The organism is Pseudomonas sp. GW823-FHT03E05, from assembly GCF_058796855.1.
The window spans coordinates 475079-500022 of sequence record NZ_JBXAJB010000002.1 but is presented as its reverse complement, the minus strand read 5'-3'; the positions used below and the strand labels follow the sequence as shown (position 1 = coordinate 500022).

General features: G+C 63.9%; 22 protein-coding genes. 14 read left to right on the top strand and 8 right to left on the bottom strand.

Annotation, left to right across the window (positions count from 1 at the left end; genetic code table 11):
* The first annotated feature begins 128 nt into the window (after nucleotides 1–128).
* Nucleotides 129–1025: an NAD(P)-dependent oxidoreductase gene (locus tag AC1RCO_RS09985; protein WP_036996633.1), complete on the top strand. Its 897-nt coding sequence runs from the start codon at nucleotides 129–131 to the stop codon at nucleotides 1023–1025.
* Here the strand turns inward: AC1RCO_RS09985 and AC1RCO_RS09980 are convergent.
* Together AC1RCO_RS09980 and AC1RCO_RS09975 are read right to left on the bottom strand one after the other, a co-directional pair.
* Complete coding sequence (locus AC1RCO_RS09980) at nucleotides 916–3195, bottom strand: putative bifunctional diguanylate cyclase/phosphodiesterase (RefSeq protein WP_492617667.1); 2280 nt, start codon at nucleotides 3193–3195, stop codon at nucleotides 916–918. The genes AC1RCO_RS09985 and AC1RCO_RS09980 overlap by 110 nt on opposite strands.
* 142 nt (nucleotides 3196–3337) lie before the next feature.
* Nucleotides 3338–3706, bottom strand: coding sequence for a YkgJ family cysteine cluster protein (locus AC1RCO_RS09975; RefSeq protein WP_015634416.1), 369 nt, complete (start codon nucleotides 3704–3706; stop codon nucleotides 3338–3340).
* Between the two features lie 328 nt (nucleotides 3707–4034).
* Here AC1RCO_RS09975 and AC1RCO_RS09970 point away from each other — a divergent pair, with 328 nt between their 5' ends.
* Nucleotides 4035–5417, top strand: coding sequence for a spinster family MFS transporter (locus AC1RCO_RS09970; RefSeq protein WP_011059648.1), 1383 nt, complete (start codon nucleotides 4035–4037; stop codon nucleotides 5415–5417).
* An 84-nt stretch (nucleotides 5418–5501) separates the two neighbouring features.
* On the opposite strand, the gene rapA is transcribed toward AC1RCO_RS09970, so the two are convergent.
* Complete coding sequence (gene rapA / locus AC1RCO_RS09965; protein ID WP_011059649.1) at nucleotides 5502–8351, bottom strand: RNA polymerase-associated protein RapA; 2850 nt, start codon at nucleotides 8349–8351, stop codon at nucleotides 5502–5504.
* A gap of 218 nt (nucleotides 8352–8569) precedes the next feature.
* Here rapA and AC1RCO_RS09960 point away from each other — a divergent pair, with 218 nt between their 5' ends.
* Nucleotides 8570–8911 carry a hypothetical protein gene (locus AC1RCO_RS09960; RefSeq protein ID WP_011059650.1) on the top strand — a complete coding sequence of 114 codons (342 nt, stop codon included), beginning with the start codon at nucleotides 8570–8572 and terminating at the stop codon, nucleotides 8909–8911.
* On the opposite strand, the gene AC1RCO_RS09955 is transcribed toward AC1RCO_RS09960, so the two are convergent.
* From AC1RCO_RS09955 to gcvA, 3 genes are all read right to left on the bottom strand, one after another.
* Nucleotides 8908–10110, bottom strand: coding sequence for an aminotransferase class V-fold PLP-dependent enzyme (locus tag AC1RCO_RS09955; RefSeq protein WP_492617769.1), 1203 nt, complete (start codon nucleotides 10108–10110; stop codon nucleotides 8908–8910). The genes AC1RCO_RS09960 and AC1RCO_RS09955 overlap by 4 nt on opposite strands.
* Nucleotides 10110–10580, bottom strand: a complete 471-nt coding sequence (locus tag AC1RCO_RS09950; RefSeq protein ID WP_015634420.1) for a RidA family protein — start codon at nucleotides 10578–10580, stop codon at nucleotides 10110–10112. The genes AC1RCO_RS09955 and AC1RCO_RS09950 overlap by 1 nt, the downstream gene beginning before the upstream one ends.
* Nucleotides 10581–10668: 88 nt before the next feature.
* Nucleotides 10669–11538, bottom strand: a complete 870-nt coding sequence (gene gcvA / locus AC1RCO_RS09945) for a transcriptional regulator GcvA (protein ID WP_492617768.1) — start codon at nucleotides 11536–11538, stop codon at nucleotides 10669–10671.
* A 199-nt stretch (nucleotides 11539–11737) separates the two neighbouring features.
* Between gcvA and AC1RCO_RS09940 the strand changes: the two genes are divergently transcribed.
* Both AC1RCO_RS09940 and ccoM read left to right on the top strand, forming a co-directional pair.
* Complete coding sequence (locus AC1RCO_RS09940) at nucleotides 11738–11899, top strand: hypothetical protein (protein ID WP_015634422.1); 162 nt, start codon at nucleotides 11738–11740, stop codon at nucleotides 11897–11899.
* 144 nt (nucleotides 11900–12043) lie between these two features.
* Entirely contained in the window at nucleotides 12044–12160 is a 117-nt protein-coding gene (gene ccoM, locus AC1RCO_RS09935; protein WP_015634423.1) for a cytochrome c oxidase subunit CcoM, read from the top strand.
* A gap of 134 nt (nucleotides 12161–12294) precedes the next feature.
* On the opposite strand, the gene AC1RCO_RS09930 is transcribed toward ccoM, so the two are convergent.
* Together AC1RCO_RS09930 and AC1RCO_RS09925 are read right to left on the bottom strand one after the other, a co-directional pair.
* A complete protein-coding gene (locus AC1RCO_RS09930; protein ID WP_011059655.1) occupies nucleotides 12295–13770 on the bottom strand; it encodes an inorganic phosphate transporter in 1476 nt (491 codons plus the stop codon).
* A 377-nt stretch (nucleotides 13771–14147) separates the two neighbouring features.
* Nucleotides 14148–14348: a hypothetical protein gene (locus AC1RCO_RS09925; protein WP_011059656.1), complete on the bottom strand. Its 201-nt coding sequence runs from the start codon at nucleotides 14346–14348 to the stop codon at nucleotides 14148–14150.
* A 686-nt stretch (nucleotides 14349–15034) separates the two neighbouring features.
* On the opposite strand from AC1RCO_RS09925, the gene pcaR reads away from it, so the two are divergent.
* The 9 genes from pcaR to AC1RCO_RS09880 all read left to right on the top strand — a co-directional run bounded on the left by pcaR (nucleotide 15035) and on the right by AC1RCO_RS09880 (nucleotide 24937).
* Nucleotides 15035–15877, top strand: coding sequence for a pca regulon transcriptional regulator PcaR (pcaR, locus tag AC1RCO_RS09920; RefSeq protein WP_011059657.1), 843 nt, complete (start codon nucleotides 15035–15037; stop codon nucleotides 15875–15877).
* A 287-nt stretch (nucleotides 15878–16164) separates the two neighbouring features.
* The gene (gene pcaK, locus AC1RCO_RS09915) at nucleotides 16165–17511 is read left to right on the top strand and encodes a 4-hydroxybenzoate transporter PcaK (protein ID WP_011059658.1); all 1347 of its coding nucleotides are present in this window, start codon (nucleotides 16165–16167) and stop codon (nucleotides 17509–17511) included.
* 307 nt (nucleotides 17512–17818) lie between these two features.
* Nucleotides 17819–18676 (top strand): CoA transferase subunit A, encoded by an 858-nt coding sequence (locus AC1RCO_RS09910; protein ID WP_492617666.1) that lies wholly within the window; start codon nucleotides 17819–17821, stop codon nucleotides 18674–18676.
* On the top strand, nucleotides 18676–19455 hold the full coding sequence (locus AC1RCO_RS09905) for a CoA-transferase subunit beta (RefSeq protein ID WP_011059660.1): 780 nt from the start codon (nucleotides 18676–18678) through the stop codon (nucleotides 19453–19455). Before AC1RCO_RS09910 ends, AC1RCO_RS09905 begins: the two co-directional genes overlap by 1 nt.
* Nucleotides 19452–20657 carry a 3-oxoadipyl-CoA thiolase gene (gene pcaF / locus AC1RCO_RS09900; RefSeq protein WP_492617767.1) on the top strand — a complete coding sequence of 402 codons (1206 nt, stop codon included), beginning with the start codon at nucleotides 19452–19454 and terminating at the stop codon, nucleotides 20655–20657. Before AC1RCO_RS09905 ends, pcaF begins: the two co-directional genes overlap by 4 nt.
* 37 nt (nucleotides 20658–20694) lie before the next feature.
* The gene (gene pcaH, locus AC1RCO_RS09895) at nucleotides 20695–21399 is read left to right on the top strand and encodes a protocatechuate 3,4-dioxygenase subunit beta (protein WP_041116326.1); all 705 of its coding nucleotides are present in this window, start codon (nucleotides 20695–20697) and stop codon (nucleotides 21397–21399) included.
* A gap of 1 nt (nucleotide 21400) precedes the next feature.
* Entirely contained in the window at nucleotides 21401–21967 is a 567-nt protein-coding gene (gene pcaG / locus AC1RCO_RS09890; protein ID WP_053156683.1) for a protocatechuate 3,4-dioxygenase subunit alpha, read from the top strand.
* A gap of 246 nt (nucleotides 21968–22213) precedes the next feature.
* Nucleotides 22214–23524, top strand: a complete 1311-nt coding sequence (locus tag AC1RCO_RS09885) for an MFS family transporter (protein ID WP_255313395.1) — start codon at nucleotides 22214–22216, stop codon at nucleotides 23522–23524.
* A gap of 48 nt (nucleotides 23525–23572) precedes the next feature.
* Nucleotides 23573–24937, top strand: coding sequence for a 3-carboxy-cis,cis-muconate cycloisomerase (locus tag AC1RCO_RS09880; RefSeq protein WP_492617665.1), 1365 nt, complete (start codon nucleotides 23573–23575; stop codon nucleotides 24935–24937).
* The last annotated feature ends 7 nt before the right edge of the window (nucleotides 24938–24944 follow it).

The following is a 24944-nucleotide window of genomic DNA, read 5'->3' as shown; positions in this document are numbered from 1 at the left end:
GTCGCTGCGTGGAGCGCGAATTTTGCCCAAGGCGTCAGGTTTTTTTCTGAGCGACGCTCGGGGGAATCCTTTCCTGAATCATGATGAATCGGCCAGTATTCGGTGATCTTTAATCAAATGAGGGCAATATGATGTCAGCGTTACCTTCACTCGGCTTTGCCGGAATCGGCCTGATGGGCTTGCCGATGTGCCGCCGGCTGCTGGCGGCGGGCTATCCGCTGACGGTGTGGAACCGCAACCCGGAAAAATGCGCGCCCCTGGTGGCTGCCGGGGCGCGACAAGTTGCCACGCCGGCGCAGCTGTGCGCCGATGCCGACCTGATGCTGATGTGCCTGGCCAATACCGAGGTGGTGCGCGAGGTGGTGTTTGGCCCCGAGGGTATCGCCCAGGGCGCCCGGGCCGGCCAGCTGCTGCTGGACCTCTCCAGCCTGGAACCCACGGCTACCCGGGAAATGGCCGCCGAACTGGCCGCGAGCCGCGGCGTGGCCTGGGTCGATGCGCCGGTGTCCGGCGGTACCCCGGGCGCCGAGGCCGGCAGCCTGGCCATCATGGTTGGCGGTGCGGCGACGGACGTCGAGCGGGTGCGGCCAGTGCTGCTGACCCTGGGGCAGCGGGTCACGCATATGGGGGCGGTGGGCGCCGGGCAGGTGACCAAGGCCTGCAACCAGATGATCGTCGCCTGCAACGCCCTGGTGATCGCCGAGGTGGTGGCCCTGGCCGAGCGCTCGGGGGTGGATGCGCGGTTGATCGCCGAGGCTCTGGCCGGTGGCTTTGCCGACTCGAAACCTTTGCAGATCCTGGCCCCGCAAATGGCTGAAAGCCGGTTCGAGCCGGTGAAGTGGCATGTGCGCACCCTGCTCAAGGACCTGGATGGAGCGGTGAAGTTTTCCCGCGAACAGGGCTCGGCGACGCCGATCAGCGGATTAGCTGCGCAGTTGATGCGTCTGCATGGTGGGCAGGGCTATCTGGAAAAAGATCCAGCGACCCTGGTTCGCCTTTATCGGGACCCGGCGCCCGCGGATTGATCGGCGCGGCGTGGCGCTGGTCGAGCTCCTCCAGCACCCCGCGCAACTCCCGCAGCGGCACCGGATGGCTGAGCAGGTAGCCCTGCAGGTAGTCGCAGCCATGGTGCTGGAGAAACGCTTGCTGTTCCGGGGTTTCGACCCCTTCGGTGACCACCTGCAGGTGCAGGGTGTGGGCCATGATGATGATCGCCTGGACGATCTCCATGTCCTGGGTCGACTTGGGGATGTCCTGGATGAACGAGCGATCGATCTTCAGGGTGTTCAGGGGCAAGCGCTTGAGATAGGCCAGGGATGAGTAGCCGGTGCCGAAGTCGTCGATCGACAGCGACACCCCCAGCCCGCGGATCTGCTTGAGCAGCGCCAGGGTGCTGGCAATATTGCCCATCAGGGCGTTTTCCGTGACTTCCAGCTCCAGCCGCTGCGGCGCCACCTGGGCCTGGCGCAGGGCGCTTTCGATCTCCCCGGCGAGCTCTTCGCGGGTCAGGTTCAGGGCCGAGCAGTTGACCGCGATATTCAGTTCGCCACAGCCATGGCGCGACAGGTAGGCCAGGTCCGCGCAGGCCTTGCGCAGCACCCAGTTGTCCAGCTCGGCGATCATGCCGTTGGCTTCGGCAATGGAGATGAAGCGATCCGGGGTCAGCAGCCCATGTTGCGGGTGCTGCCAGCGGATCAGGGCTTCGAGCTTGGTGACCCTGCCGCTCTTGAGGTCGTAGATAGGTTGGTAATACAGCAGCAGGCCCTGGTCATCGCGCAGGGCGTTGCGCAATTCCTCTTCCAGTTGCAGTTCCAGGGTGGCCCGGGTCTTGAGGTGGGAGTTGAAGAAATGCAGGCTGTTGCGCCCGCAATCCTTGGATTGATACAGGGCCAGGTCGGCGTTCTTGAGCAACTCCTCGCAGGTCTTGCCGTCATCGGGGAAGACGCTGATGCCAATGCTGGTGGTCATCACCATGCGCCGCCCTCCCAGTTCGATCGGCTCCTTCATTTTCTGCATGATGCGCTGGGCCATCTGCCGGGCTTCTTCGCGGTCGTACAGATTGATGAGGATGCAGAACTCGTCGCCGCCCAGGCGTGCCACCACGTCTTCATGGCTGCGGGTGGAGCTCTTGATGTGCCCGGCGATGACTTTCAGCAACTCGTCCCCGGCATCGTGGCCGAGGCTGTCATTGATGCGCTTGAAGTGGTCGATGTCGAGGAACATCACCGCCAGCATGCCGCCAAAGGTGGTTTTCTCGATGAGCTTTTCGGCGAACAGCTGGTTGAAGCCGCGGCGGTTGATCAGGTTGGTCAGGGCGTCGTAGTGGGCCACCTGCTGCAGTGAAACCCGGGCCTGGTCCAGTTGCGAAAGCAGGGCATTGACCCGCCGCAGGTCCCGCTCCTTGTGTTGCAGCTTCTTGTCGGCCAGGGCCGCGCTGATGCCGCTGCCGATGATCAAGAGCACGATCGCGCTCAGGGTCAGGCCCAGTTGCAGATGCCCGTCGGATGTGGCGGGGGCGGGCAGGCTGCCGGCGGGCAGCACCAGGGTCACGGCCCAGATGCCGGTGAAGTGCATGAGCACGATGGCAGCGCCCAGCACCAGGCTGCTGGCGTACTTGAGCAACTGGTGGAACATGCCGCTGCCTTCGCGCAGGTGACGGGACAGCAGCAGCGCCGCCAGGCTGCAGGCGATCGCCACCAGCACCGACAGCGCCATCAGTAAGGGGTCGTAGTACAGGCTGGCGCTGCTGCGCATGGCCGCCATGCCGACGTAGTGCATGGCGGCGATGCCCAGGCCGATCCAGGTCGAAGCAACGCCATAGCGCCACAGCGGCATGTGCGCGTGGCTCAGGGTGTTCATCGCCAGCCAGGCGGCGACCAGCGCGATCAGGAGCGACAGCAGGGTCAGGGGCAGGTCGTAGTGGATCTGCAGCGGCGCCTCGAACGCCAGCATGGCGATGAAGTGCATGGCCCAGATCCCCCCGGCCAGGCAGCAGGCTCCGACCCAGCGCCACAGGCGCTGGCTGGCCGGTCGCTCGGCATGACTGACACGTTCGGCCATGTCCAGGGTGGCGAAGCTGGCGGCACAGGCTACCAGGTAGGCCAGAAGCACCAGAACCGGGTTGTGGGTGCAATGCAGGACCACTTGCCCGGCCTGTGGAAGCTCGGTAATGAAATGCACGCCCAGCCAGTCCATAGCCTGCCCATCTCTGAGTCATCTGAGGTCGGCGGAGCCGCGCGCCAACGAGTGCTTGGAGTATAGAAGGCACCCGCTGGCTGCAATGGGAGGTGGCACGCTGCTGCTAATGATTTGCTTATGGGCCCTATCGCCAAAGGTGCTAAGCGCTTTCCTCGTACCAGGGCTCGGTGTCCGCCGGTTCCAGGGGGGCCAGGCCGAAGGCGGCGCGGGCGGCGTCGCAGTCGCTGTTGGGCTGGCCGTCGGTCCAGGAAGCCTCGAACTCGCGGCACGGGCTGGAGCGCTGGTCATAGATCGAACAGCTCACACCCTGGCCGACCTCGCCTTCAAGGGCGATGCAGCGCGGGGATTTGCAGTCGGTTCCGAGCATTGCCACCCGGCTGGGGCTGATGCTTTGCACCAGCTCGTCGGGGACAGTCCCGCCGGATGAGGCGCATTCGCCCCAGAAAAAAGACACACGAAAGTATGAACAGCAGGCACCGCAATTCAGACACGGACTGGCTTCGGACATTGGCGTATTCGATGGGGGAGGGGTTGATAAGGGGGGCTGGCAAGGCGGCTATTCTAGGCTTCGCATCGGCCTTGGGAAGGGGGGGCGCAAGGTATTTTTTCGGCCTTGGCCAAGCCCTTGAAAAGACTGGGAAAGGCCCGGGTAGCGGGGGCTGTGGCGAAGTTCGGGCGGCTTGTTACGGGGAGCCGCAAGTGCCATCCCCGCGCCTGCCTGCGATGCCTTGGTATCAGGCTGGCGAATGATTACAGACAGCGTGGGTACGGCTGACTAGATTGCAGCTTCCAGGCCCGCTCGCGTCTGGCCCAATAACAATAAAAGAGATCGATCCATGGATAATTCGACTCAAGCGGCAAATGCCTGGCGCATTCTGTTCCTGTTGTTTTTGGCAAACCTGTTCAACTTCTTCGATCGCACCATCCCCGCCATCATCATCGAGCCGATCCGCATGGAATGGCACCTGAGCGACTTCCAGCTGGGGATCATCGGCACCGCCTTCACCATCGTCTATGCCATTGCCGGCTTGCCCCTGGGGCGCCTGGCCGACACCGGCTCGCGCAGCAAGCTGATGGGCTGGGGGCTGGCGGTGTGGAGCGGGCTCACCGCGGTCAACGGCATGGTCGGCAGCTTCTGGAGCTTTTTGCTGGTGCGCATGGGCGTGGGGATTGGCGAGGCCAGCTACGCCCCGGCCGCCAACTCGCTGATCGGCGACCTGTTCCCCGCTCACCGCCGGGCCCGGGCCATGGGTATCTTCATGCTCGGCCTGCCTCTGGGGCTGGTGCTGGCGTTCTTCACCATCGGTGCCATGGTCAAGGCCTTCGACAGCTGGCGGGCGCCGTTCTTCATTGCGGCGGTACCAGGGCTGGTGCTGGCGGTGTTCATGTTCTTCATCAAGGAACCCAAGCGCGGCGCGGCGGAAACGGTGAAAGTGGCCCAGGTGCGGATTGACCGGCCCATTCGCCGGGTGCTGGCGATACCGACCTTTCTCTGGCTGACTCTGGCCGGGCTGACTTTCAACTTCGCCACCTATGCCTGCAACTCGTTCCTGGTGCCGATGCTGCAGCGCTACTTCCTCATGCCCTTGCAGGAAGCCGCCATGGCCACCGGGCTGATCGTCGGGGTGACCGGCCTGGTGGGCCTGACCCTGGGTGGCTGGATCGCCGACAAGATTCATCAGCGGGTAGCCAATGGTCGTTTGTTGTTCGCGGCCTGCAGCCTGATCATCTCGACCCTCGCCACCGGGTGGGCACTGCATGCCGGGCGGGTGGAGGTCGGGGTGTTCGTCGCGGTATTCAGTGTCGGCTGGCTGTTTGCCTACAACTTCTATACCTGCGTCTATACCGCCCTGCAGGATGTGGTCGAACCGCGCTTGCGCGCCACCGCCATGGCCCTGTTCTTCGCCGGCCTGTACCTGCTGGGGGGCGGCCTGGGGCCGGTGGTGGTGGGGGCGCTCTCCGACCACTTCGCCCATTCGGCAATGTATGCCGCAGGCGCAGAGCTGATGACCGAGGAGTTCAAGGCCATCGGTCTGCACGACGCGATGTACCTGATTCCCGTGGCCCTGTTCCTGACCCTGCTGTTTCTGTTCCAGGCAGCGCGCTGTTTTGTCCGTGACGCCCAGCGGATGAAAGAGGGTCTGGCCTGTGGGGATGCCGCTGATGCCCCAGCAGAGGTGAGCCTGCCGGCGATCAACGATGGTGCAGTGAGCCGCTAGGGCGCGTTGCTGCATTGGCAGGCGACAGGCAAAAAAAAGGCCCGCACAGTGCGGGCCTTTTGTTCAGTGCTGACAACCGGGCTATCAGCCCGCCACCAGCACCCGGATCGCTTCCAGGCGCAGGGCGGCTTTTTCCAGCATGGCCAGGCCCTGTTCGCGCTGTTGACGCAGGGCCACCAGCTCGCTGTCACGGACAGTCGGGTTGACCGCCTGCAACGCGGTCAGGCGCGCCAGTTCTTCGTCGGTGTCGGCTGCCAGGCGGCGTTGCGCCTCGGCCACGCGTTCGGCGTGACGCGGTGCGACCTTGGCTTCGCCGGCGTTGATCTTCGGCGCCAATTGATCGCGCTGGGCCTGGATGAACTTGTTGGCGCTGGCCTTGGGCACGCTTTCCAGCTGGTCGTTCAGGGTCTCGAAGGCGACCCGCGCCGACAGGTCGTTGCCATTGGCGTCCAGCAGGCAGCGCAGGGCAGCCGGCGGCAGATAGCGGCCCAGTTGCAGTGAGCGCGGGGCGACCACTTCACTGACGTACAGCAGCTCCAGCAGCACGGTGCCGGGTTTGAGCGCCTTGTTCTTGATCAGTGCCACGGCGGTGTTGCCCATGGAGCCGGACAGCACCAGGTCCATGCCGCCCTGCACCATGGGGTGTTCCCAGGTGATGAACTGCATGTCCTCGCGAGACAGCGCCTGGTTGCGGTCGTAGGTGATGGTCACGCCTTCGTCGTCGCCCAGGGGGAAGCTGGCGTCGAGCATCTTCTCGCTGGGCTTGAGGATCAGGGCGTTTTCCGAATGGTCCTCGCTGTCGATGCCGAAAGCGTCGAACAGGGTTTCCATGTAGATCGGCAGGGCGAACTGGTCGTCCTGTTCGAGGATCGCTTCCACCAGGGCGTCGCCTTCGCCGGCACCACCGGAGTTCAACTCCAGCAGACGGTCGCGACCGGTGTGCAGCTCGGCTTCCAGGCGTTCACGCTCGCCGCGGGCGGCATCGATCAGTGCTTGCCACTCGCCGTCATCGGCATTTTCCAGCAGCGGCAGCAGGCGTGGGCCGAACTGGTGCTGCAGGGCGTTGCCGGTAGGGCAGGTGTTGAGGAAGGCGTTCAGGGCTTCGTGGTACCACTGGAACAGGCGCTCTTGCGGGCTGGTTTCCAGGTACGGCACGTGCAGTTCGATCACGTGCTTCTGGCCGATCCGGTCGAGACGGCCGATACGCTGCTCCAGAAGGTCCGGGTGCGACGGCAGGTCGAACAGCACCAGGTGGTGGGCGAACTGGAAGTTGCGGCCTTCACTGCCGATTTCCGAGCAGATCAGCACCTGGGCGCCGAATTCTTCATCGGCGAAGTAGGCGGCGGCACGGTCACGTTCGAGGATGTTCATGCCCTCGTGGAATACCGTGGCTGGGATGCCGGAGCGCACGCGCAGGGCGTCCTCCAGGTCCATGGCGGTTTCTGCGTGGGCGCAGATCACCAGCACCTTGGTGCGCTTGAGCATTTTCAGTTGGTCGATCAGCCACTCGACCCGCGGGTCGAACTTCCACCAGCGTTGTTCGTCATCGCTGACGTCGGGCTGGGCCTGGAAGCTGACTTCCGGGTACAGCTCGGCGTGTTCGCCCAGGGGCAGTTCCAGGTATTCGTCCGGGCATGGCAGCGGGTAGGCGTGCAGCTTGCGCTCGGGGAAACCCTGCACCGCGGCGCGGGTGTTGCGAAACAGCACGCGGCCGGTGCCGTGGCGGTCCAGCAGTTCACGCACCAGGCGTGCGCTGGCTTCGCTGTCGCCGTCGTTGACCGCGGCCAGCAGGGCTTCGCCTTCGTTGCCGAGGAAACCGTGGATGGTCTTGTGCGCCTCGGGAGACAGGCGGCCTTTATCCATCAGTTCCTGCACGGCTTCGGCCACCGGGCGGTAGTTCTCGCTCTCGGCGCGGAAGGCCGCGAGGTCGTGGAAACGGTTCGGGTCCAGCAGGCGCAGGCGGGCGAAGTGGCTGTCCTGGCCCAGTTGTTCCGGGGTTGCGGTCAACAGCAGCACGCCGGGAATGGTCTCTGCCAGCTGTTCCACCAGGGCGTATTCCGGGCTGACCTGGTCTTCGTGCCACACCAGGTGGTGGGCTTCGTCCACCACCATCAGGTCCCAGCCGGCGGCGAACAGCGCGTCCTGGGCTTTCTCGTCGTCCACCAGCCACTCCAGGGCCACCAGGGCCAGCTGGGTGTCTTCGAACGGGTTGCTGGCATCGCTTTCGATAAAGCGTTCTTCATCGAACAGTGCCACTTGCAGGTTGAAGCGCCGGCGCATCTCTACCAGCCACTGGTGCTGGAGGTTTTCCGGTACCAGGATCAGCACCCGGCTGGCGCGACCCGAGAGCAGTTGGCGATGGATCACCAGGCCGGCCTCGATGGTCTTGCCCAGGCCCACTTCGTCCGCCAGCAGGACCCGCGGCGCGATGCGGTCGGCGACTTCACGGGCAATGTGCAACTGGTGGGCGATGGGTTGGGCGCGCACGCCACCCAGGCCCCAGAGCGAGGACTGCAGCTGGCGGCTGGTGTGTTCCAGGGTGTGGTAGCGCAGGGAGAACCAGGCCAGCGGGTCGATCTGCCCGGCGAACAGACGGTCGCTGGCCAGACGGAACTGGATGAAGTTCGAGAGTTGGGTTTCCGGCAGGGTGACGGCTTCGTTCTGCCCGTTGAGGCCGTGGTAGACCAGCAGGCCGTCGACATCATCGACTTCCTGTACGGTCATTTTCCAGCCTTCGAAGTGGGTGATGCTGTCACCCGGAGAGAACCTCACGCGAGTGAGGGGCGCATTCCGTAGCGCATACTGGCGGGTGTCGCCAGTGGCCGGATAGAGCACGGTCAGCAAGCGACCGTCCTGTGCCAGAACGGTGCCTAAACCCAGCTCGGCTTCGCTGTCACTAATCCAGCGTTGCCCCGGTTGATACTGCTGCGCCATGCTGCCTGACTCCCGCTTTGAAAAAGCCGACTATCTTAACGGAACGACGCTTCCAGTCCAAAGAACTCTGATCAATCCCCTGGATTAAAAGGTAGCGTACGGCGTGCATTCGTCGGGTGGCGGGGCACTATCGGCTGACGACTGGGTCACAGTTTTGCGACCGATGGCTCAAGTCGCCCATGCCGCAGCCGACAGCCTGCCGACAGGAGACCAATAATATGCTGCCACCGATGCTCCCCTTGAGTGCCGTGCCGATCACCGCCCAGCAGGATCCGATCCGCCAGCGACCGGACATCCCGCCTGTGGTACCGGTGCAGGAAAGCTCCAACGAAAGCACCATCGACCTGCAAAAGCGCGACCCCGAGGAGTCCGCCCTGCTGCTGCGCGAGGAACAGCGGCGCCAGCAACAGAAGCAGCGCCGTGAGCGTGAGGCCGAGGACGACCCCGAAGAGCACCTGGCAGTGCCCGGCGATGAACTGAACGCCGACAACACCGTGCCGGTGGTGCCGTTGATCGAAGATGCTCCGCGCCAGGGCCTGTGGGTGGATGTCGAGGTCTAGGAGCGCTTGTTCCCCGCCAGTTCCCCGAGGGCCTGCAACAGGCGCTCGATTTCCTCTTGTGTATTGAAGTAACTCAAGGCGATCCGGGCAATGTTGCCCAGGCCTCGGGCCTGCATGTCCAGTGGTGTGTAGTTGACGCCATTGGCGCCGATATTGATGCCGCGCCGCGCCAGTTCCTCCTTGAGTGCCAGCCCGTCCCAACCTTCGAGAGTGAAGGCGATCAGGCCCGATTGCTGCCCCGGGCTGCCCAGGTCCTGGAGTTGCAGGCCGGGCAAGCGCTGCAGCTTCTTGCGCAGCGGCTCGCTCAAGGCATTGATCCTTTGCGCAATGGCGGCCACGCCGATGCTTTCGAACTCCTGCAGGGCATTGGCCAGGCCAGCCAGCAGCACCATCGACACTTCACTGGTTTCAAAGCGCCGGGCATCGTTGCGCAGAGCGAAGCCCTGGCCGTCCCAGGGCGCCGACAGCACGTCCCGCGGCAGCGGATTCAACTGCTCGAGGAAGCCGGGCCTTATATAGAGCAGGGCCGTGCCTCGCGGGCCGCGCAGGTACTTGCGCCCCGCGCCCTTGAGCACATCGCAGTTCAGCGCCTGCACGTCGCAGGGCACCTGGCCCAGAGCCTGGCCGGCATCGATGAAGTAGGGGATGTGCCATTGGCGCGCCAGTTGGCCGATGGCTGCGGCCGGGTTGATCAGCCCGCCATTGGCCGGTAGCCAGGTCAAGGCGATGAGGCGCACCCGGGAGTCGAGCATGGACTCCAGCGCCGGGACTGAAACCGCACCGTGGCTGTCACAGGGAATGACTTCCAGCTGCGCGCCGGCGGCCACGGCCGGGGCCATGCAGGCCAGGTTGCCGGCCCATTCCTGGCGCCCCACCAGGATCCGGTCGCCCGGCTGCCAGGCGGGCAGGGCGTTGAAGGCCATGCCCCAGGCCGCCGAACCACTGCTGGTAAAGGCGATGGCTTGCGGGCAGGTGTTGAGCACTCGGGCGGCGGTCTGTCGCGCCTGCTCCTGCAACTGGGCGCCGGCGCCGGCCGCTTCCATCGGCCCGCTGTGGGCCTCCCGCTGCAGTTGCCCGGACATGGCGTCCAGGGTGCCCTGGCTGGGCAGGGACCCCCCGGCATGGTTGAAGTGACAGACCCGGGTGCAACCCGGTGTGGCCTCCCGTAGCCGGGCGATGTGGTCCGGGCTCAGGGGCATCACGGCTTGAGCTCGAAAATCCCGTCGACCTCCACGGCGACGCCGGCAGGCAGGCTGGCGACGCCCACCGAAGTGCGGGCATGCCGGCCTTTCTCGCCCAGGGCATTGACCAGCAGGTTGGAGGCGCCATTGGCGACCTGGCCATGGCCCTTGAAGTCGGCGCTGGCGGCAATGAACACCCCCAGCCGGCTGATGCGTTGCAGCCGCGACAAGTCGTCACCCAGGGCCGCCGAGAGTTGCGCCAGCAGGGCCAGGGCCGCCAGTTCCGCGGCCTGGGCACCTTGCTCGATGCTGAGGTTGTCACCGAGTCGGCCCAGCAGATGGGGATGCTGCTCTGCTTGCGGTGTTTGCCCGGAGATGAACAGCAGGTTTTGGCTCTGGGTATGGTTGACGTAGTTGGCAATGGGCTGGCCGGGGATCGGCAGTTCAAGACCCAGTTGTTGTACTCGTTGCTGCAGAGAGTCGCGCATGGCAAGTCCTCGAATGGAAGGCGTGCAGCATCGGTGTTCAGCCTGGGGGCGACAAACGGATAGATCTAATCCGACGTATCTGAATTTTTCATGGGTCGCACCCTTGCTCCAGCAGCCATTGGGCGAAGCACTGCGCCGCCGGATTCGCCGGACCTTCGGCGGTCACCAGCCAGTAGCCGATCTGATCGTTGTGCAGAGCCGGGAGGTCGAAGGCATCCACCAGGCTGCCCTGGGCAAGGTGGCGCCGGATCAACTGGCGGCGGCCCATGGCGATGCCCTGGCCGGCCACCGCCGCTTCCACCACGATGTTGTAGTCGTGGAGCATGACGCTGGGGTGAGGGCTGAGATCGACGGCGTTCTGCCTGCTCCAGTCGTCCCATTCAAAGGGCCGGTGGGAGCGGGCCATCAGCAAGGTGCCGTTGGCCAGGGCCCCGGCCTTGAATTCGGGGCTGCACACCGGTGACAGTTGCTCGGCGAGAAAGCGCGTGGCCTGGACGTTGGGCCAGTGGCCCTTGCCATAGCGAATGGCCAGGTCGACCTCGGCACCGGCCACATCTGCCAGGTTGATGGCCGGTTGCAGCTCCAGCTGGATCTGAGGGTGGCGGCGGCTGAAGGCCGACAGGCGCGGCGCCAGCCACAAGGTGGCGAAGGAGGCCAGCAGGCCGATGCGCAGAACCTGCGATGGCTCTGCTGCCAACAGCGTCCGGGTGGCTTCGGCGATCTGCTCCAGGGCCGGCTGGATCTGTTGGTAATAGCTGGCGCCGGCGGTAGTCAGGTCGATGGCCCGGGTGCGTCGTACAAACAGCGGCTGGCCCAGGTGCTGTTCGAGTTTGTGCACTTGATGGCTGACCGCGCTCTGGCTGACGCACAGTTCCTGGGCCGCCTTGCTGAAACTCAGGTGCCGGGCCACGGCCTCGAAGGCGCGCAGGGCCAGCAGCGGGGGCAGGTGCTTGGGCATTTCCACATGCGGTTTCCTGTGGGGAGGGGCGGCCATTGTGCGGATAAAAAGTCTTCCCGGCAGCGACTTTATTGCAGTCGCCTTGGTCTGATCACTGGTCAGGTGCGGCGCCACGTCGCATTATTGGCACATTCGCCAGGGCCGCCCACCGCTTCAAGGCGTGCGGCCGATATTGACCACGAGTGATGCAAGCCAAGCCATGAATCAAGACGACAAGCTGATCGACCTGAACGCCGAGCGTGCCAAGCGTGTGCATGATCTCAATGAAAAGCGCCTGAACGAAGTACGCCAGGCATTCGAACACGCCATGCCCTTGGGCAAGGCCAAGAAAAAACCGAAAAACAAACCGAAAAAGCGCTGATCAGGGCGCTTTCTGTTGATGTAAGTCACTTATTCCCCCTTCCTCGCGCCCAGTCATGGGCGACATTGACCCCGGTCAATTTCCCCCGCCTCCCGTTTGGTTAACTTAGCCCCATCGCAACAGGGCAAGAGCAGGAGGCCAGTCATGTTTTTCGACAATGTGGTGATCGCCGGAGTGCTGACTGTCGGCCTCATGGTTCTGTTTTTCGCAGGGTTTGGATTCTTTATCTGGAAAGACGCGAATAAGCGCAAGAAGCCTTAAGTCTTTCCAGGGCAACGAGCACGCAAGGCATTTTGGGCAACTTCGGTTGCCCTTTTTTTTGCCTGCAAGAAAGCTCAAGGCATAAAAAAAGGTGCGTCCCTGGGGACGCACCTTTTTTGTTGCCGGCTGGGGTATCAGGTACCCAGGATCTTGGAGGCTGCCCAGAACAGGCCGGCGGACAGGGCCACGGTCGCCGGCAGGGTCAGGACCCAGGCCAGGAGGATGGTCCGTACCGTTCCGCTCTGCAGGCCGCTCTTGTTGGCGACCATGGTCCCGGCCACGCCGGAGGAAAGTACGTGGGTGGTGGAAACCGGCAGGCTGAAGATGTTCGCCAGGCCGATCAGGCCGGCGGCGGTGATCTGTGCCGACATGCCCTGGGCGTAGGTCATGCCCTGCTTGCCGATCTTCTCGCCAATGGTCTGCACTACGCGCTTCCAGCCGATCATGGTGCCCAGGCCCAGAGCCAGGGCGACAGCCAGGATGACCCAGAACGGTGCGTATTCGGTGGTGGCGGTCAGGTCTTTGCGCAGCTTGTCCAGGTCGGCCTTTTCACGGGCCGAGATGCCTGGCAGCTTGCCGACCTTTTTCGCGGTGTCATCCAGGCAAAGCAGGTAGCGACGCACTTCGATGCGGCTTTCCGGCGACAACGAATGGTAGTCGGAAACGCCCTTGAGGCTGCTCAGGAGCGCGGCGATGGTCGGTTCGGTTTGCTGCGGATTGCAGCGGAACTTGCCCGGCAGGTCGTCTTTCACGCTTTTGCCCAGGGCCAGGAACTCACCCAGGGACTCGTGATTGCGCTCGTAGAACTGGCTCAGGTGCAGGGTGGCGTCGCGGGTCCGCTCGATCTGGTAGGTGGTGCTGTTGAGGTCCATCACGAACTGGGCAGGCACGATACCGATCAGTACCAGCATGATCAGGCCGATGCCTTTCTGGCCGTCGTTGGAGCCGTGCACGAAGCTCACGGCCATGGCCGAGATCACCAGTACCAGGCGGTTCCAGAACGGCGGGTGCTTCTTGTCATCGACCTTGCGGCGCTGTTCTGGAGTCTTGTGCATCTTCGAGATCGGCCGCCACCATTTCAGGCCGATCAGTACCAGCGCTGCAATAATGAAGCCCGCCATCGGCGAGAACACCAGGGAAGCGCCGATGTCGATTGCCTTCTGCCAGTTCACGCCATCCCCCAGGGGGATGTCGCTGAGCAGGGCATTGGCCAGGCCTACACCGAGGATGGAGCCGATCAGGGTATGGGAACTGGAGGCCGGAATGCCGAAGTACCAGGTGCCCAGGTTCCAGGTAATGGCCGCGGCCAGCAACGAGAAGACCATGGCCAGGCCGTGGCCGGTGTTGACGTTGATCAGCAGCTCGACCGGCAGCAGGTGGACGATGGCATAGGCCACGCCAACCCCGCCCAGCAGCACGCCGAGGAAATTGAACACACCGGAGAAGAACACGGCCAGGTGCGGCGGCATGGCCTTGGTGTAGATAACAGTGGCAACCGCATTTGCGGTGTCATGAAAGCCGTTGATGAACTCGTAGGCGAGGACAAAAGCCAGGGCGAGCAAGAGGCTCACAAGCACCCAAGCATCCAGTCCGCTGAATAAATCGATCATGAAGGTTTTCTGACCCGGTCATAAGGGGGCGCGATTATGCCAGAAAACCCCGCTAATCAATGCACAAGGTGCTCGCCGGTAACATTCTTCAACGAAAAAACTGACCGGGAGCAGAGTTTTCGCACATCCCCCTCAAGCACGGCAAGCCATTGAGTTTATTGGGCACGAGCGGTCAATCCGATGGCCTGGGCGCGGAAATCAGAGGGTTAAAACGCGTGTATGAAATTTCAACCAAAGGGCTTGCCCGGTAGCCTCTCTCGCTGTGGATAGGCGAGATGGCCATGGGCCCGGGGTAACGAGCATCAATGGTCTGCCTGGCCGCCGGGATGATCGGGCGGGCAAGTAGAGCAAGCCCTGAATGAGTCAGGCTGCCAGCATTACGGCTGTTCGGCCTTGAGCTCTTTTTCCATCTTTTGCAGTTCTTGGGTGAAGGCCTGATCGAGAATACTGGCGCGTTTGCGCCAAGGTTTGCGTTCAGGTTCCGGCTGGGCGGCATAACGGGTGATCTCGCCGCCGTAAACTTCCTTGTAACGTTGCTCCTGGCGCTCAAGTTCCGCGCGCAGTTCATCTTTCGTCACAGTGTTACCTAATTGAGTGAAGGTCCAGTCCGGTGCGACGCATTGCTTGCGGGCATCTACGCGGAGCTGAAGTCAGTGCCAGTCTGGCCTTGACTTCGAGTCTCTCAAGCGTGCCGTTAATTGCATGCGGCCACGTCACCGGATGAAAACAACTGTCGTAGCAACAGTGTTGTTGGTAGCAAGCGGGCTGGCCGAATCTGGTTAGGGGTCAAGCGCTTGCGGCAGGTGACCGATTACCGTTTCAAGCCACCCGAGAGAGGAGCATGGGGCAACTGACTCCACATTCCTCACTCCGGCAGTATAGCTTCGGCGAAGAATAACTCTATGGATGGCAAGTTTAAAATGACCAACTTTATTGTGAGCGTTTTGTGACACAAAAGTTCTAATCATTTCCTACACGAGGAAAGCCTGATTCTTACTCCGCTGGTACAAGTCTATATGGGGAGTCTGCATCTTGATGCAAGTGGTCGGTTGCAAAAGACTCGGGATAACCGGTCATTCCACTGGTGATTATTACTATGGTTTTTTGCAATAAACCCACGGGCTCACTGCCGCGGATGCCAGGCTTGGCGGATTGCGATTATCGGTCGATGGTTCGATAATCGCCCAATGTTGCCGGCCCCAGCTTGTGCTTCTTCGCCAATACGGCTTGTAATACCGAAGAATTTCGTCGCAGAGAGCCTGAAATGAACGATCAGATGCGTAATTCCTTTACCTCAGTGGCCCCGCCGATCGTGGCGTCTGCGGCAAAGAGGATTCAGGCGTTGACCGGTGACCCGGATTTCATGACCTCTCTGGCCCGGGGCCTGGCGGTGGTGCAGGCGTTCCAGGAGCGCAAGCGGCACTTGACCATCGCCCAGATCAGCCATCGCACGGAAATCCCCCGGGCTGCGGTGCGCCGTTGCCTGCACACCCTGATCAAGCTGGGTTACGCCACCACCGACGGGCGTACCTATTCGTTGCTGCCCAAGGTGCTGACCCTGGGCCACGCCTATCTTTCGTCGACGCCTCTGGCGGTCTCCGCCCAGCCCTACCTGGACCGCATGAGCGAGCAACTGCACGAGGCGTGCAACATGGCCACCCTGGAAGGCGACGACATTCTCTACATCGCCCGTTCCGCCACGACCCAGCGGCTGATCTCGGTCGACCTGTCTGTCGGCGGCCGCTTGCCAGCCTATTGCACCTCCATGGGGCGCATCCTACTCGCGGCCCTGGACGATTCGTCGCTGCATGAATACCTCGACCATGCGGACCTGCAAGCCAAGACCAGCCGCACCCTGCACACCCCGGAAGCCTTGCTGGAGTGCCTGCAGCAAGTGCGCCAGCAGGGCTGGTGCATCGTTGATCAGGAACTGGAGCAGGGCCTGCGCTCCATTGCGGTACCGGTGTATGACGCTTCCGGCCAGGTGCTGGCGGCGCTGAACGTCAGTACCCACGCCGGGCGGGTCAGCCGTGCTGAGCTGGAGCAGCGCTTTCTCCCCGGTTTGCTGAGCGCCAGCCGCGATCTGAGCGCGCAGTTGTTTGCTTAAGCTGTTCGATAAACGCACAGATACGCCTTTGGCGAATTGACGCTGTTTCCCCTGGCTCATTAATGTCGCGGCAGCGTCATCGGCGGCAAGCTGGCATCTTCGCCCGCCGCTGGTGGCCCGCCCAATAATAAAGAAGAGGCCAACACTCATGAGCACGCTTTCCCTGCATCGTTGCCGCGACCGTTCCTGCCGTCCCGCTCGCATCGCCTGATATCGCCACCCCTTTAGTGATCTGATCAGCCCTGGCGGCCTGTGCTCGCCTGCGTTTTAGCGTGGAAATAACAACAATGAACCAACCCCAATCCGCTGTAGGGAACTGCCTTGATGTGCAGTCCTTCATCAATGCCCAGCCGCTGTCCCGTTACCAGTGGCGCGTGGTGATCCTGTGTTTCCTGATTGTCTTCCTCGATGGCCTGGACACCGCGGCCATGGGCTTCATCGCCCCGGCGCTGTCCCAGGACTGGGGCATCGACCGCGCCAGCCTCGGCCCGGTCATGAGCGCTGCATTGATCGGCATGGTCTTCGGCGCCCTGGGCTCCGGCCCCCTGGCCGACCGTTTCGGCCGCAAGGTGGTGCTGGTGGGGGCGGTGCTGCTGTTTGGTGCCTTCAGCCTGGCTTCGGCCTACAGCACCAACGTCGACCAGTTGCTGGTCCTGCGTTTCCTTACTGGCCTGGGCCTGGGGGCGGGCATGCCCAACGCCACTACGCTGCTTTCGGAATACACCCCCGAACGCCACAAGTCGTTGCTGGTGACCAGCATGTTCTGCGGTTTCAACCTGGGCATGGCCGGCGGCGGTTTCATTTCCGCCAAGCTGATCCCGGCCTTCGGCTGGCACAGCCTGCTGCTGATCGGCGGGGTCCTGCCGCTGATCCTGGCCCTGGTGCTGGTGCTCTGGCTGCCGGAGTCCGCGCGTTACCTGGTGGTGCGCAATCGCGGCACCGACAAGGTGCGCAAGACCCTGGCGCCGATTGCCCCGGCCATAGTCGGCGAGGCTGGCAGCTTCAGCGTGCCGGAACAGAAGACCGTGAAGGCGCGCAACGTGTTCGCGGTGATCTTCTCCGGCACCTATAGCGTCGGCACCCTGTTGCTGTGGCTGACCTATTTCATGGGGCTGGTGATTGTCTACCTGCTCACCAGCTGGCTGCCGACCCTGATGCGCGACAGCGGGGCGAGCATGGAACAGGCGGCCTTTATCGGCGCCCTGTTCCAGTTTGGCGGCGTCCTCAGCGCGGTGGCCGTGGGCTGGGCCATGGACCGTTTCAACCCGCATAAGGTGATCGGCTGTTTCTACCTGCTGGCTGGGGTCTTTGCCTACGCCGTCGGGCAGAGCCTGGGCAACATCACCCTGTTGGCCACCCTGGTGCTGATCGCCGGCATGTGCGTTAACGGTGCGCAATCGGCAATGCCGTCGTTGGCCGCGCGCTTCTACCCGACCCAGGGGCGTGCCACCGGGGTCTCCTGGATGCTTGGCATCGGCCGTTTCGGCGCCATTCTCGGTGCGTGGATGGGAGCGACCCTGCTGGGCCTGGGCTGGAACTTCGAACAAGTGCTGACTGCCCTGGTGATTCCGGCGGCCCTGGCCACCACCGCGGTGGTGATCAAGGGCATGGTCAGTCACGCAGACGCGACCTGACCGCGGACTACCCTGTAGCCGCTGCCGCAGGCTGCGGCCGGGCTCGAAGGGCCCGCTGCTCCTGAAGGGCGCAGAGGGTTCTTCGAACGTTATCCTCGCCCGCGGCAGCGGCCCCAGAAGGCCGGCAGGGCTGTGGCGGGGTTGAGGAAAAGCAATCGATAGCCCTGCAACAATCTGTTCGATAATCGAACGCTCAGTCGATTATCGGATTGTTTGGGGTTTGGCCCCGGCTTAATCTTCAGTCACTGCGGCGCGCCCAGAGCGCCTTTTTCTCCAGTCGCTGAATAACAATCGGGAGACCCCATCCATGGCTGAAATCCTTTCGCTGCACGACGCGGTGAAGCAATTCGTCAACGACGGCGACACCGTCGCGCTCGAAGGCTTCACCCACCTGATTCCTACGGCCGCAGGTCATGAAATCATCCGCCAGGGCAAGAAAGACCTGACCCTGGTGCGCATGACCCCTGACCTGATCTACGACCAGTTGATCGGTGCCGGTTGCGCTCGCAAGCTGATTTTCTCCTGGGGGGGCAACCCGGGCGTGGGCTCCCTGCACCGCCTGCGCGACGCCGTGGAAAAGCAATGGCCACAGCCCCTGGAGATCGAGGAACACAGCCACGCCGACCTGGCCAACGCCTATGTTGCCGGCGCCTCGGGCCTGCCCTTTGCCGTCCTGCGGGCCTACGCTGGTTCCGACCTGCCCAAGGTCAACCCCCTGATCAAGACCTTGACCTGCCCGTTTACCGGTGAAGTGCTGGCGGCGGTGCCTTCGGTGCGCCCGGACGTCACGGTAATCCACGCGCAGAAGGCCGACCGCAAGGGCAACGTGCTGCTGTGGGGCATTCTCGGGGTACAGAAAGAGGCCGCCCTGGCCGCCAAGCGCTGCATCGTCACCGTCGAGGAAATCGTCGACGACCTGAACGCGCCGATGAACGCCTGCGTACTGCCGACCTGGGCGCTGAGCGCGGTCTGCCATGTGCCTGGTGGCGCCCATCCGTCCTACGCCCACGGCTACTCCGAGCGCGACAACCGCTTCTACCAGGCCTGGGACCCGATCGCCCGCGACCGTGAGGCGTTCACCGCCTGGATCAACGAATACATCCACGGCAGTGCCGATTTCAGCGAATTCCAGGCCAAGCTGGCCGCAGCTTCGGAGGCCCAGTAATGACCTACTCCACCAATGAAATGATGACCGTGGCCGCGGCCCGTCGCTTGCAGAACGGCTCGGTGTGCTTCGTCGGCATCGGCCTGCCGTCCAAGGCCGCCAACCTGGCACGCCTGACCTCATCACCGGACGTGGTGCTGATCTACGAGTCCGGCCCGATCGGCGCCAAGCCCAGCGTCCTGCCACTCTCTATCGGTGACGGCGAGCTGGCGGAAACCGCCGACACCGTGGTGCCTACCGGCGAGATCTTCCGCTACTGGCTGCAGGGCGGGCGCATCGACGTGGGTTTCCTCGGCGCGGCCCAGGTCGACCGTTTCGGCAATATCAACACCACCGTGGTCGGCGACTACCACCGGCCCAAGGTGCGCCTGCCGGGCGCCGGCGGTGCTCCGGAGATCGCCGGTTCGGCCAAGAGCGTGCTGATCATCCTCAAGCAATCCTCGCGCTCCTTCGTCGACAAGCTCGACTTCGTGACTTCGGTCGGCCACGGCGAAGGCGGCGATTCGCGCAAGCGCCTGGGCCTGCCAGGGGCGGGGCCGGTGGGCATCATCACCGACCTGTGCATCATGGAGCCGGAAGCCGGTACCCACGAATTCATCGTCACTTCGCTGCACCCGGGCGTGACCCGCGAGCAGGTGGTGGCCGCCACTGGCTGGGCGATCCGCTTCGCCGACCAGGTGGCCGAGACCGCAGCACCCACCGAGGTTGAACTGACCGCCCTGCGTGACCTGGAAGCGCGCACCGCCGCGGCCCATGGCCAAGCCCCTGGAGAAGCCTGATGCGCGACGTATTCATCTGCGATGCCATTCGCACCCCCATCGGCCGTTTTGGTGGCGGCCTCTCGACAGTGCGCGCTGACGACCTGGCGGCGCTGCCGATCAAGGCCTTGATGGAGCGCAACCCCAGCGTGGACTGGAGCTCCGTGGACGAGGTGTTCCTCGGCTGCGCCAACCAGGCCGGCGAGGACAACCGCAACGTGGCGCGCATGGCTCTGCTGCTGGCCGGCCTGCCGGACAGCGTGCCCGGCGTCACCCTCAATCGCCTCTGCGCCTCGGGCATGGACGCCATCGGCACGGCGTTCCGCGCCATTGCCAGCGGCGAGATGGAGCTGGCGATTGCCGGTGGCGTCGAGTCCATGTCCCGCGCGCCCTTTGTCATGGGCAAGGCCGATACCGCCTTTTCGCGCAACATGAAGCTGGAAGACACCACCATCGGCTGGCGTTTCATCAACCCGCTGATGAAGGCCCAGTACGGTGTGGATGCCATGCCGCAGACCGCCGACAACGTGGCGGATGACTACAAAGTGTCCCGCGCTGACCAGGACGCCTTCGCCCTGCGCAGCCAGCAGCGTGCCGCGGCGGCCCAGACCGCCGGTTTCTTCGCTGAGGAAATCGTTGCGGTGCGCATCGCCCACAAGAAGGGCGAGACAGTGGTGGAGCAGGACGAGCATCCCCGTGCCGACACCACCCTGGAAGCCTTGGCCAAGCTCAAGCCGGTCAACGGCCCGGACAAGACCGTCACCGCCGGCAATGCCTCCGGGGTCAACGACGGTGCGGCGGCGCTGATCCTGGCCTCGGCCGAAGCCGTCAAGAAACACGGCCTGACCCCGCGTGCGCGAGTACTGGGCATGGCCAGCGCCGGGGTTGCGCCGCGGGTCATGGGCATCGGCCCGGTGCCGGCAGTGCGTAAGCTGATCGAGCGCCTGGGCGTGGCGGTCAGCGACTTCGACGTGATCGAACTCAACGAAGCCTTCGCCAGCCAGGGCTTGGCGGTGCTGCGCGAGCTGGGCCTGGCGGACGATGCGCCCCAGGTCAATCCCAACGGCGGCGCGATTGCCCTGGGCCACCCCCTGGGCATGAGCGGTGCGCGGTTGGTGCTGACGGCTTTGCACCAGCTGGAAAAGAGCGGCGGTAAAAAAGGCCTGGCGACCATGTGCGTCGGCGTCGGCCAAGGGCTGGCGCTGGCTATCGAGCGCGTTTGACTGCCTGCCTTATATAAGAAGAGAACGAGGAACCACCATGAGTGACAAGCCCGGTTACCGGCGCCCGCAAGCGGGCACTCAGCCTGATTACCTGCACCCGGCCTACCAGTCGACCAACACCCGCTCGCCGTCCAAGCCGCTGGTGTTCATTCCCCACTCGCTGTCGGAAATCACCGGCCCGAGCATCGGCGCCGAGTCGATCCAGGAACGGGACAACGACCTGACGGCCCAGCACGAAGGGCAGCCCCAGGGCGAGCGCATCATCATCCACGGCCGGGTTCTGGACGAGAACGGCCTGCCGGTGCCGGGCATCCTGGTGGAGATCTGGCAGGCCAACGCGGCCGGTCGCTACAACCACGACCGCGACTTGCACGATGCGCCCCTGGACCCGAACTTCACCGGCACCGGGCGCACCGTTACCGACGCCGACGGCTGGTACCAGTTCCAGACCATCAAGCCCGGGGCCTACCCCTGGGGCAACCACCACAATGCCTGGCGCCCGGCGCATATCCATTTTTCGCTGTTCGGGCCGAGCATTCTTACCCGCCTGGTGACCCAGATGTATTTCCCTGGCGACCCGCTGCTGGCTTATGACCCGATCTACAACTGCGTGCCGGACACCCGCGCCAAGGAACGCCTGATCGCCAGCTTCGACCTGGAGAAAACCATTCCTTCCTACGCCCTCGGTTACCGTTGGGACATTGTCCTGCGCGGCCGCGACGCCACGCCGATGGAGAAATAACGTGACCCTGACCGCGACTACATCCCACACCGTCGGCCCCTACTACCACATCGGCCTGACCTGGCTGAACCGCGAAGACCTGACCGAGGAAGGCACCCTGGGCGAGCGGGTGGCGATCACCGGCCAGGTGGTGGACGGCAACGGCAACTTCGTCAACGACGCCATGCTGGAAGTCTGGCAAGCCAACGCCGCCGGCAAGTACCGCCACCCCGAAGACGATCAGGCCAAACCCCTGGACCCGAACTTCCAGGGGTTTGGCCGGGTGCCGGTGGACGCCGAAGGGCGCTTTCGCTTCACCACCATCAAGCCGGGCACGGTGCCGGGCCTGAAAGGCACGACCCAGGCCCCGCATCTGGTGGTACTGGTGTTCGCCCGCGGTTTGGTCAAGCACCTGCTGACCCGCATCTACTTCGAGGGGGAGCCGGCCAACGCCAGCGATCCGCTGCTGGCCTGCGTGCCCGAGGAGCGCCGAGGCACCTTGCTGGCCAAGGCCGATGCTGACGGTCACTACCAGTGGAACGTGATCCTCCAGGGTACTGACGCCGAAACCGTGTTCTTCGACTACTGACCCGACCTTGTGTGGCCACTGCCGCGGGTTGCGTAGCAGGCGCGGCGGGCTTGAGACCGGCAGAGGTTCGGCTTGAGGCCGCCAAGCAAGGCCCTTCGGGCCTTTTCGCAGCCTCGCCGTGGCTTGGCAGCGGCTACAGTCGCTACAGGTTGACAGGGTCGATTGACCCTTGCCCGGGAGCGGGCAGGGCGCTATCCGCAGGGAACGGGAATGTTGCCAAGTGTGTCTAGACTCACACTGTCCCCCATGAGTGAAAAAACCATGACAACAACGACAAGTCACTACACCGGAGAGGAACGCAGCAAAAGGATCTTTGCCATTGTCGGCGCCTCCTCCGGCAACCTGGTGGAATGGTTCGACTTCTATGTCTATGCCTTTTGCGCCATCTATTTCGCCCCGGCCTTCTTTCCCTCCGACGATCCGACGGTGCAGTTGCTCAACACCGCCGGGGTGTTCGCCGCCGGCTTTCTGATGCGGCCCATCGGCGGCTGGCTGTTCGGCCGGGTCGCCGACCGTCATGGGCGCAAGAACTCGATGATGATCTCGGTGCTGATGATGTGCGCCGGCTCCCTGGTGATCGCCTTCTTGCCCACCTACGCCAGCATCGGTGCCTGGGCGCCGTTCCTGCTGCTGGTGGCGCGCCTGTTCCAGGGCCTGTCGGTGGGCGGCGAGTACGGCACCACCGCCACCTACATGAGTGAGGTGGCGCTCAAGGGCCAGCGCGGCTTCTTTGCCTCCTTCCAGTACGTGACCCTGATCGGCGGGCAACTGCTGGCGGTGCTGGTGGTGGTGATCCTCCAGCAGTTTCTCGATGAGGCCGAGCTCAAGGCCTGGGGCTGGCGCATTCCCTTCGTGATCGGTGCCATCGCCGCGGTGATCTCGCTGCTGCTGCGCCGTTCGCTGAAGGAAACCACCAGCAAGGAAATCCGTGAGGACAAGGACGCCGGCAGCATCGCTGCGCTGTTCAAGAACCACTCGGCGGCGTTTATCACCGTGCTCGGCTACACCGCCGGCGGCTCGCTGATTTTTTACACCTTCACCACCTACATGCAGAAGTACCTGGTGAACACCGCGGGCATGCACGCCAAGACCGCCAGCTACATCATGACCGGCGCGCTGTTTCTCTACATGTGCATGCAGCCGCTGTTCGGCATGCTGGCGGACAAGATCGGCCGGCGTAACTCGATGCTCTGGTTCGGTGCCCTGGGTACGCTGTTCACAGTGCCGATCCTGCTGACCTTGAAGACCGTCACCAGCCCGTTCCTGGCCTTTGTGCTGATCACCCTGGCCCTGGCCATCGTCAGTTTCTACACCTCCATCAGCGGCCTGGTGAAGGCCGAGATGTTCCCGCCGCAAGTGCGCGCACTCGGGGTGGGCTTGGCTTATGCGGTGGCCAATGCGATCTTCGGTGGCTCGGCGGAATGGGTGGCCCTGAACTTCAAGAACATGGGCATGGAAAACACCTTTTACTGGTATGTCACGGCGATGATGGCGATTGCCTTCCTGTTCAGCCTGCGCCTGCCGAAACAGGCCGCCTACCTGCACCACGACCTTTGACCTGTGTACCTGCGCCCGGCTCGGGCGCAGGTTTGCCAAGGACTGTTTATGACCCTGACTGCGAGCAATCAGTTGTTCGATGCCTACTTTACTGCCCGGGAAATGCGCGGGGTGTTCTGCGATCAGGGGCGGGTCCAGGCCATGCTCGATTTCGAAGCCGCCCTGGCCCGGGCCCAGGCCCGCGTCGGGGTGATCCCGGCCAGTGCAGTAGCGCCCATCGAGGCCGCCTGCCATGCCGGGCTGTATGACTTCCAGATGCTGGGCGAGGCGATTGCCACGGCCGGCAACTCGGCCATTCCCCTGGTCAAGGCCCTGGGCCGGCAGATCGCCCGCAGCGATGGCGAGGCCGAGCGCTTTGTGCACCTGGGGGCTACCAGCCAGGACGTGATGGACAGCGGGCTGGTGCTGCAACTGCGCCGCGCCATGCTCCTGCTGGAGCAGGACCTGGAGCGCCTGGGGGACATCCTTGTTGTCCAGGCCCAACGTTACGCCACGACCCCGATGGCCGGCCGCACGTGGCTGCAACATGCCACGCCGGTGACCCTGGGGATGAAGATCGGCGGCTGGCTGGGGGCATTGACCCGCAGCCGCGAGCGCCTGCAGCAGCTCAAGCCGCGTTTGCTGGTGCTGCAGTTCGGCGGCGCTTCCGGAACCCTGGCGGCTTTGGGCGAGCAGGCGTTGCCGATTGCCCAGGCCCTGGCCGACGAGCTGCAATTGGCCCTGCCGGAGCAGCCCTGGCACACCCAGCGCGACCGGCTGGTGGAGTTCGCTTCGGTGCTGGGCCTGTTGGCCGGCAGCCTGGGCAAGCTGGGGCGGGATATCAGCCTGCTGATGCAGACCGAGGCGGCGGAGGTCTTCGAGCCCTCGGCGCCGGGCAAGGGCGGGTCGTCCACCATGCCGCACAAGCGCAACCCGGTGGGCGCGGCGGTGCTGATCAGCGCCGCGACCCGGGTTCCCGGCCTGCTGGCGACGATGTTTGCCGCCATGCCCCAGGAGCACGAGCGCAGCCTGGGCCTGTGGCACGCCGAATGGGAAACCCTGCCGGAGATCTGCTGCCTGGTGTCTGGCGCGTTGCAACAAGCATTACTGGTGGCCGAAGGCCTGGAGGTCGACAGCGCGCGCATGGCGCACAACCTCGACCTGACCCAGGGCCTGGTGCTGGCCGAAGCGGTGAGCATTGCCCTGGCCCAGCGCCTGGGGCGGGAAACCGCCCACCATCTGCTGGAACAATGCTGCAAGCGCGCAGTGGCCGAGAAACGCCATCTGCGTGGGGTATTGGGGGAGGATTCCCAGGTTACCGCCGAGCTGTCGGCGGCGGACCTGGATCGTCTATTGGACCCGGCGCACTACCTGGGCCAGGCGCAGGCCTGGGTCGAGCGCGCCGTGGCTGAACATTTTGCCTTGAAGGCCTGAAGGAGAC

Bases quoted from the DNA above. Each gene is read 5' to 3' on its own strand.
- AC1RCO_RS09985 (WP_036996633.1), top strand. From the start codon at position 129: ATGATGTCAGCGTTACCTTCACTCGGCTTTGCCGGAATCGGCCTGATG.
- AC1RCO_RS09980 (WP_492617667.1), bottom strand. From the start codon at position 3,195: ATGGACTGGCTGGGCGTGCATTTCATTACCGAGCTTCCACAGGCCGGG.
- AC1RCO_RS09975 (WP_015634416.1), bottom strand. From the start codon at position 3,706: ATGTCCGAAGCCAGTCCGTGTCTGAATTGCGGTGCCTGCTGTTCATAC.
- AC1RCO_RS09970 (WP_011059648.1), top strand. From the start codon at position 4,035: ATGGATAATTCGACTCAAGCGGCAAATGCCTGGCGCATTCTGTTCCTG.
- rapA (WP_011059649.1), bottom strand. From the start codon at position 8,351: ATGGCGCAGCAGTATCAACCGGGGCAACGCTGGATTAGTGACAGCGAA.
- AC1RCO_RS09960 (WP_011059650.1), top strand. From the start codon at position 8,570: ATGCTGCCACCGATGCTCCCCTTGAGTGCCGTGCCGATCACCGCCCAG.
- AC1RCO_RS09955 (WP_492617769.1), bottom strand. From the start codon at position 10,110: ATGCCCCTGAGCCCGGACCACATCGCCCGGCTACGGGAGGCCACACCG.
- AC1RCO_RS09950 (WP_015634420.1), bottom strand. From the start codon at position 10,580: ATGCGCGACTCTCTGCAGCAACGAGTACAACAACTGGGTCTTGAACTG.
- gcvA (WP_492617768.1), bottom strand. From the start codon at position 11,538: ATGCCCAAGCACCTGCCCCCGCTGCTGGCCCTGCGCGCCTTCGAGGCC.
- AC1RCO_RS09940 (WP_015634422.1), top strand. From the start codon at position 11,738: ATGAATCAAGACGACAAGCTGATCGACCTGAACGCCGAGCGTGCCAAG.
- ccoM (WP_015634423.1), top strand. From the start codon at position 12,044: ATGTTTTTCGACAATGTGGTGATCGCCGGAGTGCTGACTGTCGGCCTC.
- AC1RCO_RS09930 (WP_011059655.1), bottom strand. From the start codon at position 13,770: ATGATCGATTTATTCAGCGGACTGGATGCTTGGGTGCTTGTGAGCCTC.
- pcaR (WP_011059657.1), top strand. From the start codon at position 15,035: ATGAACGATCAGATGCGTAATTCCTTTACCTCAGTGGCCCCGCCGATC.
- pcaK (WP_011059658.1), top strand. From the start codon at position 16,165: ATGAACCAACCCCAATCCGCTGTAGGGAACTGCCTTGATGTGCAGTCC.
- AC1RCO_RS09910 (WP_492617666.1), top strand. From the start codon at position 17,819: ATGGCTGAAATCCTTTCGCTGCACGACGCGGTGAAGCAATTCGTCAAC.
- AC1RCO_RS09905 (WP_011059660.1), top strand. From the start codon at position 18,676: ATGACCTACTCCACCAATGAAATGATGACCGTGGCCGCGGCCCGTCGC.
- pcaH (WP_041116326.1), top strand. From the start codon at position 20,695: ATGAGTGACAAGCCCGGTTACCGGCGCCCGCAAGCGGGCACTCAGCCT.
- AC1RCO_RS09885 (WP_255313395.1), top strand. From the start codon at position 22,214: ATGAGTGAAAAAACCATGACAACAACGACAAGTCACTACACCGGAGAG.
- AC1RCO_RS09880 (WP_492617665.1), top strand. From the start codon at position 23,573: ATGACCCTGACTGCGAGCAATCAGTTGTTCGATGCCTACTTTACTGCC.